This is a genomic window from Enterobacter cloacae complex sp. ECL352, from assembly GCF_020149545.1.
GTDB classification, from domain to species: Bacteria; Pseudomonadota; Gammaproteobacteria; order Enterobacterales; family Enterobacteriaceae; genus Enterobacter; species Enterobacter asburiae_B.
On record NZ_CP083709.1, the window covers coordinates 1,471,893 to 1,484,888 of the forward strand.

1 protein-coding gene is annotated in these 12,996 nt (G+C 63.7%); it reads right to left on the reverse strand.

The genetic code is table 11. The features are described 5' to 3' along the window. Window position 1 precedes the first annotated feature (1 nt). Window positions 2-12,991, reverse strand: a complete 12,990-nt coding sequence (locus LBF07_RS07190; protein ID WP_290448054.1) for a hemagglutinin repeat-containing protein — start codon at window positions 12,989-12,991, stop codon at window positions 2-4. Window positions 12,992-12,996 lie beyond the last annotated feature (5 nt).

The window sequence follows — 12,996 nt, forward strand, 5'->3', positions numbered from 1 at the left end:
CCTATTTAAATTTGAAGTCATCAACCTGTCCTGTTTTTGTATTACGAACATAATGAACTTCAACTCCATTGACGTTTTGAGCCATTTTTACCCAACCATCAGCTCTTGGCCATCTTGGGTCCGTCATAATTACAGGCAATTGATGACCTGCAGCAGGATTAGACATAGCCTGCTCCATAGACAATTTCTCCCCTAAAGAGTTTGGTGTGGTCCTTCCGGTTGAACCTCGACCCAGTGGGATAATATCTTTACCGACCCCACCACCATTTTTAATAGGAACTGCCCCAATGCCAAGACCAGCAGTTCCAGGAAGCGGCTTGCCATCTTCGTCAAACAACACCCCGGGCCTGGCAATGTTATGAACTTTTGGCAACCGGTCGCCGTGCTCTTTTTCAAGCTCTTCCTCGTCATGGCCAGGACTCAGCGAGTTATTCTCAACCTCCACCTTCGCCGTTTCAGACGCCATCGCCGCCATGGAGACACTGCCATCCGTCACCGCAGCGCCTGCCAGCCCACCCGCGATACTCACGAGGCTACTGACCAGCCGTTTCTCCTCTGCCGTCAGGTCACTGGATTTTTTATCTCCATACAGCGCACTGACCAGATGGTCGGTCATCGCCGAGGCCGTGATGGCCCCTATAGCACCGGCCTTCAGGCCATCCGCAGTGCTCCCGCCACTCAGCTGCGTCAGCGCCGCAGCCACAATACCGTGCAGCGCGGCACGGGCTGTCGGGTCTTTCTGCTCCTTGACCAGGGTCGCCAGCAGAGGGGCTGCACCCGCTGCTGCGCCTGCCTTCAGGTTACCGCCAAGCGCACCTGCCAGTAATCCCGCCGCTGCGCTGCCCTTCGTCCAGAAGGCACTCCCCGGACCGTACTCGGTATTCTGATATCCGGGCTGCGTCTTCAGGAACGCTTCCTGCTCCTGAGGCGTATCGCCCTGCAGTTTTCCTTCTGACGCCAGCTTCGCGCCCAGCGCCGCATTGGATTCACGCGCTTTCTGCTCCGCATACTTGCCGTAAGCATCCAGCGCAGAAGTGGCCAGCGCCGCGCCTTCGCTCTGGACCGCCAGGTTATCCCTGACCTTCTGCACATCACCGTTCACGTCCACGCCGTGGTGGGCGTCAGCCGTATCACGGCTCAGGTCAGCAATATCCTGTTTCTGTCCCGCCGGGTTGCGAATGACAATGCTACCGCCACTCACCGCTGATGAGGTCGTGCCGGTGTGGCTCTCTTCTGCCAGGCCCGTACCGATGGCCGGTGCCAGGTTGCGGTTTTCACCGTTTCCGCTGCCACCCGCGCTGCCGGAAAGCGCCACCGTGTAGCCGTTGCCGCTGGTCTGGCTCTCGTTGTGGAGATTACTGAAACCCAGCGTACCCGTGTCGAGGCTATTTTTATCTGCAGACGCCGTGGATGCAATCACCGCGCCGTCAAGCTGGGTATGATTTCCGGTGGTGACAGCAAAGCCGCCCTTGCCTGCGAATATCCCGCTCTGTTCAGCGACGCTCTTACCATTCTGGGTGATATTCTCACCCGATGCACTGACGCTACCGGAAGACGCACCATAACACAGCGGCGGTATGCACAGGCTGAGGGACGCGCCTGACGAAGACTGCTTGCTGTTATAACTGGCCGTATCCTGCACGCTGCTGATGGTGAGATCGCGCCCGGTGTTGACCACCACACGGTTACCCTCCAGCTCCGCACCTTTCAGGGTGGTGTCGCGTCCGCTGCTCACCGTAAGCTGTTCATCAGCATGGACAACGCTGTTCGTATTGCGCTGCGACTGGCTGTTTTCCTTACCCTTATGCTGTGACGCTCCCAGCTCCACCGAGATGCCGTTTTGCGCACCAATCAGGCTCACACCGACACCGACGCTGAACTGGCTGCCGCTGTTTTTACTCTCAGAGTGGGTTGTGTTCTGGGAGGCAGACAGCAGAATATCCCGCCCCGCATCCAGCGCCACGTGTTTACCCGCGATCTGTACCCCCATACCGGCAATGTCATTTCCGGCACGAACAGAGACATTCTCGCCGGCATTAATGGTGGTGCCCTGCGTGTCGGTACTGTGGTAACGACTATCCTGAGATGACGTCCCCGCCGTTAAAGACACTTTAGCCTTGATGAGCGACGAGTCCGACATAGCGCCCTGCGCCGCGGTTGCCGCCGACTGGCCTGTTCTGATGGCGGTCAGCCGTGGATCATCGCCGTTTTCTGCGCTGCGGGCCGCCGTCTCTGCGGCTTTAGCAGCCTCAACAGCCCAGCCGCCAGCAGATGCCGTCACACCATACTGGGCGCTGCTGCTGTGGTTTTCACCGTCACGGGTATCCCGGCTCACCCCCATGAGGACATTTTCGCCACTGAGTGAGACCGATTTACCGGCACGGATATCCGTACCTGACAGGGAGAGATCGTTACCGGCCTGCGCGACAACGTTACCGTTTTTGCTGCTTAGCTGGCTGCGCAATCCGTTTTCGAGGCTGCTATCTTCCCGACTGCTGTTTTTTTCATGACGGTAGCCTGCCGTGGCGCTATAACCATCGCCGTCCAGCGTTCCCAGCAATTTTCTGCTGCCGCTGCTCTCACTGCGCGATGTATCGCGTCCGGCAGAAACGGATATATCCCCATGTGTGGCTGACAGCAGAAGATCGTCCGTGGCGGTCATCAGGCTGCCGTTGATATTCACGCTGCCGTCACGACTGTTAACGTAAATATCTGAGCCCTGAATGACCGACGCGTTTTGTGTGGTTCGGGTGCCGCTACTGTTGCTCTCCGCCTTGCTCATCCCGCCCGGCAGGAGCTGATTGCCGTGGGAACCCCCACCCGAGATGGCGCGAACAGCACTTCCGGCACTCAGGTCGCTCGAAAGATTCCAGCCGCTATTTTTAGTGCTGCTGCCGTATTTCTCGCTGTCTGTGGAGGTGGTGATATCAACGTCGCGTTTCGCATCGAGGATCACCGTTTCACCGGCCTTAGCCTGGCTCCCGGCAATCAGGATATTGCCGCTGTTGCTGCCTCCCTGTTTACCGGTGGCAGTCATCTGGATATTGCCTGCGGCGGCAAGATGGCTGCCGCTGTTAAACTCGCCCTCGTAGTGCGACTCAGAGGAAGAGCGGGTGCTTCCTGCGGAAATAGCCATCATCTGGCCTGGTCCGTCAAGCGCGAGCGCACCGCCTTCCGCCCCCAGCCCCTTCACTTTATCGACGGTGCTGTTGCCACTGTTGCCCTTACCACGAACGATATCGCGCACGTTACGCACAGTATCTTCAAATGGCGCTTTCACACTGACCGTAACGCCAGACGATTTGGACTCCTGCTTCATGGACTCAGTGGTCGTATCCCGTCCAGGAAGGATGGCGATGCTGTCGCCAGTGATATCGATATGGCCGGTTTTGCGGGAGGAATCATCCTTCGCTCTTCCGGCAACCACATCTGCCGCACTCAACTGGACGTCATTTCCGGCGCTGATGATGACATTACCGCCAGCAGTGCCCACCGTGCTGCGGGCATCGCTCTGCGTTGTATTTGCCCCCTGTCGGGTGCTTTTTGAAGACTGCGACCCGATGGTGATACCCAATCCCGACCCGCTGGAGAAAACGCCGGATTTCTTCGTCTTCTTCATGTCGTAGTGCGTGTCGGTGTTGGTTGCTGCCTCCACGGTCAGATCATTTCCAGCCTTCAGGGCCACATCGCGCTCAGCGGCAACTGATGAGCCCTGCACCGTCAGGTTGTTACCAGCCCGGAGAGCAACGTTGTCGCCGGAAAGCTGCGTACCTTTCTCACGCGTATGCGTCTCTTCGTGGATGGTGTGAGTGGTTTTCTTGCTGAGGAACCCACCGGACGTCTTTTTCTCCTCCCGGTACGCATAGTCACTTTCCGTCGCAGTGGAAAGGGTGATATCCCGCCCGGCGGCCACGGCTGTATTGCCTGCGGCATAGACATCTGCAGCCTGTGCCGTTACATCCCGTCCGGCGATAACAGTCACATTCCCGCCCGCAGTGATGTCGGTTCCCGACTGGCGAACCGACTCGTTAATCACTTTTTTACGGCCTGATTTATAGCTGTCGCCCTGCGTGGTCTCTGCAGCAGCCAGATTCACGTCGCGACCCGCCTGCAGCCCGACGCTTTTCTCCGCCGCCAGCGCGGCGGCCCGGGCGTTGATATCCTGCCCGGCCTTCAGGACCAGGTTATCGCCTGCGGAAATCGTGGTGCGGTCGAGTCCGGTGCTGTGGGACTCGCTTTTCCCTTTACGGCTGCTTTCGCTGGTCTGTGCCGCGTTCAGGTTCAGATCGTTGCCCGCGCTCAGCCCCGCGCTGCCGCCCGCCTTCAGGTCGCTGGCGGTCACGTCAAGGTTGTGCCCGGCATTCACCAGCAGGTTGCCGCCCGCACTGACGTTACTGCCCTGATACGTGACGGAGGAACGGCTGGTTTTCTCCCGGCTGGAGCTGAATGCGTCGTTGATCTGATTCGCGTTGACGGCAATATCGCCCCACGCGTTCAGCAGCATATCGCCGCCGGAGGCCAGGTTCGCTCCGGTAACGGTGATGTTTTTACCCGCCTCAAGCGACAGGCCATCCTGCGCGGTAATGGACGCCGTGTTGCCCAGCAGGGTGTCCTTCAGGCCGATGTTGCCGTATTTACCTCCGGCGTTGATATCAATCTGCTCAACCTGCGTCAGGTTGTTGATGCTGCCGTCCAGGCTCTCCAGCGCGACCGTTTTGCCGCTGATGGTGGAGCTGATGTTATTGATATCGCCGATGGCGCTCAGGTTCAGGTCGCCGCCCGCTTTCATCAGGCCGTTGCTGAGGTTGCTGATGCTGTTCTGGCTGTCGAGCGTCAGGCTGTTTTTCGCCAGCAGCGTGCTGCCGCCGTTGGTGATGCTGCCGCCCTTCAGGGTGACGTTGTTGCCCGCGATCACGCTGCCGTTATTGACGGTGACGTCCTTCGGCGACAGGTAAAGCTTCGGCACCATCACCGTTTCGCCGTTGACGGTGGCTTTCTCCCACCACAGCAGGCTGTGGTCGAGCGCGGCAATCTGATCGGCGGTCAGCGAGACGCCAAACTGCAGGCCCAGCGACTGCTGCGCCGCCGCGGCGTTGTCCATCAGATAGCGCATCTGATCCAGATCGGAGCCGATGCCGTTCAGGTAGCGGTTACCGGTCTGGTTGAGTACCACGTTGGAAACATAGCGGGTATCGAACGCCGCATCGCCGAGGAAGCGGTAATCGTAGTCCGGGTTCAGGTTGAGGCGCCCCAGCATATAGGACGAGCCGAGGAACTGCTTCTCGTCGGTAAACGCCAGCCGCGTCTCCTGCGGCGCCGTGGACGACGGTTTGATCCCGAGCATCGCGTTCAGATCGGCAAACAGGGCGGGATCAAGCTGTCCGAGACCATTCAGTTTCGGGTTGATGCCGATCAGGTACGGGCTTTTCGGGTTGTCGGAGAAGACAAAATAGCCGTTGTTGCCCGACGGCAGCGGGTAAGCGCTGGTGTCGACGCGCTGGCCCTGATAGTGCCCGACGGCGCCGCCCTGCGCGGTGCGGAGATCGGCGGTGGTGACCCCGGCGTTCGCCAGCGTGCCCAGCTGGCCGAGGTTCGCGTTGCCTTTCTGCGTGGTGCCAATGTTGCTGAGAGGCGTACCGGACGCGCCGCCGTTTTCCAGCGCGCCGCCGCCGTTAAGCTGCTGCAGCGCCCCCTGAAGCCGATCGTTCCACTGCGGCGAGGTCACCGCCACGGTTCCGGCAGCGCTCAGCCCCTGTTTTTGCACACCGCTGCCGATGGTCTGGTTGCTGAGGGTGTTCAGCGACGGGGTGGAGATAACGTTGCTGACGCCGCCTGCGTTGGCGGTGGTATTAGTGTTGCTGATGTTGCTGGTGAAGTTTGCGGTGACGTTGCCGCCCGCCTGGATGACGGCGCGGTATAACGAACCCGGTTCAAAAGATGAATCATGTCCAGTTAAAGCGAAGATTACCGAATCATTATTGAAGGTAATATTTTTTGCTGAAGACAGCTCATTCGTAGCGTACTTAGGCTTAACGTTTTGATATTTAGATGAATATTCATAAACCAAATACTCGTTCTGAATACCCTCTTGCCAACTTTGATTATTAAGCGTCCCACCAGCAAGAATGATGTTTCCTTCTGCAAGAATATTGCTAGCCTGGTTATCCAGAGACGTTGCGTATAGAGCTAAATTTTTTCCTGAATTGATACGACCAGCAGGGTTATTGCCTCCGGTAACCGTTGTAACAGTATTTGACGTTACAAATTTTTGCGTCGAAGCATCCTTAAACGGTGCATAGTAATAAAACATCGCCTCATGATAATTACACCCACCGTTTTGCCCCCCAGCGCAAGTGCCCGTTTGCCATCTTTGTAACTGGGAGTAATAACCATAACTCCCTTCAGCTAAGGCTGTGACAGGGACATTTATAACCGATTCACCTGTCATCCAGCTTTCTGTTGGCATTGAGGTATGCACAGTTGTTGCTTTCAGACCATCCCTTTGGTTCAGCAAATGCCCCGTTCTGATCCCAATATCGCCACCCTGCGTCTCAATATTCCCCGACGTGTTCACCACCTGGCTGTTCGCATTCCCCGCCGCATCCCGCTGCATCCACAGGTTGTTCCCCGCCATGATGTCGCCGCGCCGGTTGGTGATGCTGTCGGCAAACAGCGCCAGGTTATTCGCCGCGTACAGCAGCGCGGTGTTGACGATGGCGCCCGGCGCGCTCAGGGTCAGCGAGCCGCGCGTGCCGGTGAAGCCGTCGACGGTAATGTTGCTCCGGCTGGCGACGGTGATGTCGCCCCCGCCCTGCACCGAGCCCGCGGCGTTCAGCGCCACGCTGCTGCCGGAGAGCGTGCTGGTGCCGCCGCCGGTGGTGATTTGTCCGTTGTTGCTGAGCTGCCCGCCCGCGCTGAGGTTGACCGCCTGCCCCTGCAGCACGCTGCGGTTATCGATGTCGCCGCCGCTGCTGATGGTCAGGGTCCGGCCTGCCGCCACGGCGGTCCGGCTGGTAAACGCGTTCGTCAGCTGCAGCGTTAAGTCCCCCAGGGAGACCAGCTGGCCGGTCAGGTCCAGCCCCCGGCTCTGCAGCCACAGGTTGCCGCCGCTCAGCAGCCTGCCGCCCGCGCTCTGGGTCACCTGGTCCGCGTCGATGTTCAGCTTCGCGTTGCCGAGCAGCGTGCCGCTGTTGGTCAGCTGGCCGTAGTTAACCGTCAGCTGTCCCGCCTGGGTGGTGCCCTGGCTGGTAAAGGTGGTGCCGGTCAGCGTGGCCCGGTCGGCCACCCACGTGCCGCCGTTAGTGGCGTTTGCCGCATTGAGTATCAGGTCGGTGGCCTGCAGCCAGCCGGTGCCGGTGAACTGCGGCGTGCCGAGCGTCAGGCGCGCGCCGGAGAGCAGCCTGCCGTCGTTACGCGCCTGCGAGGAGGCGGTCACGCGCGTCTCGCCGCCGCCCTGAATCAGGCCGTAGTTAAACAGCGCGGGCGTGGTCAGCGTCAGGCCATCGCGGCTGACGATTTCGCCCCCGCTGCTGTTGGTCAGCGTGCCGCTGAGGGCCAGCGTCGCGCCGTTATCGCCCTGCAGACGTCCGCCGTTGGTGAGCGCCCCGGTGGTGATGCCGAGCGTGCTCCCCTGCATTTTGCCGTCGCTGGTGACGGAGGCCGCCGTGACGTTCAGCGCCCCGCCGGAGAGCAGGGTGCCGGTCGACTGCTGGCTGACCGCGCCGGTCTGGCTGAGGGTCAGGCCATTCACCCCGCTGATGGCGCCGCTGTTGCTGAGCGTGCCGCCGGTCAGCGTCAGGTTTTTCGCCGCCCACTGCCCCTGGTTCGCCAGCGTCGCGGCCTGCAGCGTGGCGCTGCCCAGCGCGGTAATCTTACTGCCCGTGGTTCCGGTGAGCGTGTCGGCCAGCGTCATCTGCAGCCCGTCGGCGCTCTGCACCGTGCCGCTGTTGCTGAGCGACTGCGCGTTAAGCAGGATGTTCTGCGCCTGCCAGCTGCCGGCGTTGGTCACCGCCCCGGAGGCAATGGTCAGCGCGCCCTGAGTGAGAAGCCTGCCGCCAGCGCCGTTAATCAGCGCCTGCTGCGGCGCGGCCATAGCCATGCGCGCCATCAGCCGCTGCTGCCCCTGAACGGTCAGGCTCTGCAGGCCGGTCAGGGTGCCCTGGTTGTTAATGCTGTCCTGGCGCAGCGCGAGGGTGTTCCCCTGCACGGTGCCGCTGTTTTTAAGGGTGCTGCCGCCGAGCGTCACGTCTCCTTCGCTGAGGAGCTGCCCGCGGTTATCCAGCGTCTGCGCGGTGATATCCGCCCGCCCCTGGCTCATCAGCGAGCCGGACGAGGTCAGCGTGCCGCCGGTCGCGGCCGTCAGCGCCCCCTGGCTGAGCAGGGACCCGCCGTGCGTCCAGTCGCCGGTGGCGCGGATGTCCGCGCCGTTCCCCTGCAGCGTGCCCTGCGTGGTCAGCTGGCCTGCGTCCAGCGTCAGCATGCCGCCGGAGAGGGTGCGCGAGGCCGCGCCCGTGGTCAGCGCGGTGCCGGTGAGCGCCAGGCCGTTCGTTCCCTGCATCAGGCCGTCGTTGTTCATCTCGCGGGCGGTCAGGGAGAGCGTGCCGCCGGTGATGCGCCCCGGGTTCGCCAGGGTGTCCGCGGTGAAGGTGGTTGCGCCGCCGCTCTGCAGCAGCCCGGTATTGGTTAACGCCCCGCCGAGCGTGCCGCTGAGCCCCGCCAGCCCGTTCACCGTGCCGCTGCTGGTCAGGGTGGTGCCGGTCATGTCCAGCGTCGCGCCCTGCAGCGTACCGGCGTTCGTCAGCTGCCCGCCCGTCAGCGTGAAGCCGCCGCCGGAGAGCCATTTGCCGTTCAGCGCGTTGATAAAGCGGTCAGCGGCGGCGTTAACCGCGCTGCTGCCCTGCATCAGGCCGCTGTTGCGCAGCTCCGTCGCGCCTGCGGTCAGCGTTCTGCCCGCCACCGTGCCGCTGCTGGTCAGCGTCGTCGCGTGAAGCGCGGCATCGCCGGTGGCCACGATGTTCCCGGTATTGCTCAGGGCGTTGCCCAGCCCCAAATCCAGGTCCTGCGCCTGAATATCGCCCCGGTTGGTCAGGTCGCTGCCCCGGAGGGTGAACCCGCCGTTCACCAGCAGCAGACCGGCGTTATCGAGCGTGTCCAGGGACAGATTCAGGCCGCTTCCGCTCACCAGCTGCCCGGTGGCGCCGTTGCTCAGCGCGCGGGTGGTCAGCGCCAGCGTGTCGTTGCCCTGCAGCATGCCGGTGTTGGTCAGCTGCGCGGCGTTCACCGTCAGCGCTTTCCCCGCCAGCCGGCCGTCGTTAAACAGCTGCGCCGCCGTCAGCGTGAACAGGTTCTGGCTGAGCAGGGCGCCGGTGTTGTCCAGCCTGCCGGTTGCAGCAAGCGTCAGGGCGTCCAGCGCCTGAACGCTGCCCTGGTTATTCAGGCCTGCGGCGTCCAGCGTGGCGCTGCGCCCCTGCAGGCTGCCCGCGTTGCTCAGCGTGTGTCCGCTCAGGGTGAGGGTCTCACCGCCCGTCACCTGCCCCTGAGTCTGGTTCGCGAAGGTGTTGCCGGACCAGGCCAGCGTGCTGCTGCCCTGAAGCAGGCCGCTGTTCTGCAGGTCGCCCCGCAGGGTCAGCACTTTCGCCAGCAGCTGGCCCCGGTTATCGGTATTGCCGGCCTGAACGTCCAGCGCCTGCTGGCTGAGCACCTTACCGCTGTTGGTCAGCGCGCCGGTCACCGCCGCCGTCACGCCCGCTTCCCCCAGCGCGTTACCGGTGTTCATCCACTCGCCGGTGGCCAGGTTCAGGGTGTTGCCCTGCATGAGCCCGGCGTTGTTAAGGGTGGTGTGGTGCAGGCCGAGCGCGCCACCGGAGAGCAGCATGCCCGCCTGCAGGTTGCTGAGCTGTGCCCCCGTCGCCGTCAGCGAGCGGGTTCCCTGCAGCGTGCCGCCGTTGGTCACCGACGCGCTGTTGAACTGCGCGTCGGCACCGGCCATCAGCCCGCTGTTGGTCAGGCTGGCGGCGGTCAGCGTCAGGCCGTCCCGGGCAATCACCCGGCCGCCCGCCTCGTTGCTGACCTGACGGGTCAGGTTCAGCAGCAGCGCGGTGGCGCTGAGCTCGCCGCTGCTGGTAAGGGTGTCGCCGCTGAGCGTCAGCGTTCCGCCGCTGCGCAGCGCGCCGCGGTTAGTGAGGTCTGCCACGCCGAGCGTCAGGGCCGCATCCCCCTCGACGGTGCCCTGGTTCTCCAGGCTGTCCGCCGTGATGTGCAGGTCGCCGGCGGCAATACTGCCCGCGTTAACCAGAGTAGTGCCGTTCAGGGTGAGCCGGTCGTCCGCCAGCAGGCGTCCGCTGCTGGTCAGGCTGAGGTAGTCGCTGCTCAGGCTGACGCCGTTGATTTCACCCTGGTTGGTCAGCGTGTCGCCTTTAATGCGCAGCGTGCCGTCGGTGGTAATAAGCCCGCGGTTGGCCAGCACCGGAACGTTCAGCGTTAAATCCTGCGCGCTGTAGACCGACCCGCCCGCGAGGTTCGTGAGTGACCCGGTCTTCAGGCCGAGCAGGGTGGTCCCCTGCAGCAGCCCGCCGTTCTCCACCGAGGCAGCGTCCAGCGAGAGGGTACCGGCAACCAGCGAGCCGCTGCTGGTGATGCGCCCGGGGGCCGTCAGGGTCATGCGGTCCGCTTTTGCGGCGCCGGACTGGAGGATGTTCTGTCCGCTGAGCGTGAGGGTGCCGGCGGTGAGCTCCCCGCCGCTGGTCAGGTCGCCGGACGCGTTAAAGCTCAGCGCGTCACCGGTGGATTTCCCGGCGTGCGCAATCGTGCCCGCCGTCACCGACAGGGCGCCTTTCGCCGCCTGGGTGCCGTTCAGCGCGGCGTTCTGCGCCTGCAGGGTGAGCCCCTGCCCGCTCTGCAGGTGCGCGTCCGGGCCGGTGGTCAGGTCGCCGGCGCTGACGGTGACCGCCCCCGCCGCATCCGTCTGCCCGTTCAGGCTGGCGCTGCGGGTCGCGGTAATCTGTATATTGCCCTGGCTGGTCGTGCGGGACGCCTGACCGCTGGTCAGGGTGCCGGCCTGCGCCGTCAGCGCCGTCGCGCCGGACAGGGTGCCGTTCTGCTCAAGCACGCCGGCGGTCACGTTCATCGCGCCGTCAGCCAGCAGGCTGCCGTCGTTACGCAGGGTCTGCTGCGCCGTGACGTTCGCATTGCCCTTCGCGCTCAGCGTGCCCCGCTGCGCCAGGGTTCCGGCGCTTAACGCCAGGTTGCCGGCGCTCTGCAGGGTGCCGCTGTTGGTCACCGTCTGCCCCTTCAGGGTGACGTCGCTGCCCTGCGCCGTGCCGCCGTTCGTCAGCTCTCCGGCGTTCACGTCCAGACGGCCTTTCGCCGCCAGCAGGCCGCTGCTGGACACCCTGTCGCCGGAGAGCGCAATGTCGCGCCCCGCATTCACCTGCCCCTGGTTACTGACGGTGCTGCCCGTCAGGCGGATATCGGCCGCGGCATCGGCCCGGCTCTGGCCGTCCAGCACCAGCTGCCCGCCGCTCAGCGCCAGGCTCTCCCCTGCCGAGACCGCACTGCCCGTGGATGACAGCGTGCCGCCGCTGCTGAGCGTCGCGCGGGTATCGCTTCCGCTGCGGGTATTCGTCAGGGTGATATCCTTCCCGGCCGCCACGCTGAGCGCGCCCCTGCCGGTGACGCTGCCGCCGCGCTGCGTCAGGCTGCCGCCGGTGGACAGCGTGGTGTCGCCCTGGCCCGTCAGCGTGGCATCCGAAAGTGCCACTCCCTGCCCGCCCGCGACGGTCAGCGCCCCGCCCTGTGCCGACACGCCGCCGCCGTTGACGGTCAGGGTGTCCTGACTGTCCAGCGTCGCCGCGCCGCGGGAGATAAGGGAGGTATTGCTGAGCGTCATCGCCTGCCCGCTGCTGACCGCCAGCGCGCCCGCGCTGTTTGTCCCGCCGCCCGTCATCTGCACTTTCCCCGCCGCGGAAAGGCGCATGTCGCCCTGGCTGGCGAGCGTGCTGTTATTCAGTTCCATATCCTGCGAGCTGGCCACGTTCAGTGCGCCCCCGGCCTGATGGCTGCCGCTGAGGGCCACTCCCGCGCCCTTCGCGCTAATCGAGCCGCTGGCGAGGCTGTTCCTGACCGTCAGTTTCCCGCCCGCATCCAGCTGGATATCGCCCTGGCGCGCGGTGAGGTTGCCGAGGTTCACCCCGACGCCCGCCTCGCTGGAGACCAGGCGGATACGGTTCGCATACATCCCGCCGAGCGCGCCGGTATCCACCGCCACCACGGGCGCGGCGCCCTCGCCGGCAACCGGCCTGACGCTGCCGTCGGCGCCCACGCGGTTCGCCCCTGCGGTCACCGTCAGGTCGTTCGCGTGTATCGCGGCGTTCACTTCCGTTGCGCGCGCAATCAGCGACAGCGCGTCGCTCTTGCTGGCGTCCAGCCCCTGGCCTTCAACCGTGATGGCCCCTTTCGTCACCTCCAGCGCCAGCAGGTTACCGCTGGCGTCAAACTGCGGCTTGCCGGTGGTCAGGGTGACGTTCGGGGTGTTGATAAATCCGCACCCGTTACAGGTAATGCCGTACGGGTTGGCCACCATGACGTTTGCCGCCTTACCGGCGACTTCCGTGTAGCCCTGCAGCTGCGAGCGGCTGGCTCCCGTGACTTCGTTGATGATGCCTTTCGCTTCCCGCCCGGCCTGCAGGTTGGGGTTGTTCTGGATAAGCCCGCCCAGCTGGGTCCGGGTTAAGCGGTCCGTGCCGTTGTTGAGGATAAGCCCCTCGCTGCCGACGTTATATTCACCGAACTGGTTATGCGAGATGCCCGCCCCGTTCGGGGTGGCGATGTTGACGACCGGCACCCCGTTCCCGGCCCGATCGACCGTGGTCTGCCCGGCCGGCGTGAGCGCCGCCGCGACGGCGGGTGCCACCGGCTGCCAGACCATCAGGCCGCAGACAATCCAGCTGATCAGACGCTGCGAGAAACGAACGGGTGGGTGACGGGTATCCATAGTCG

Bases quoted from the DNA above. Each gene is read 5' to 3' on its own strand.
- LBF07_RS07190 (WP_290448054.1), bottom strand. From the start codon at position 12,991: ATGGATACCCGTCACCCACCCGTTCGTTTCTCGCAGCGTCTGATCAGC.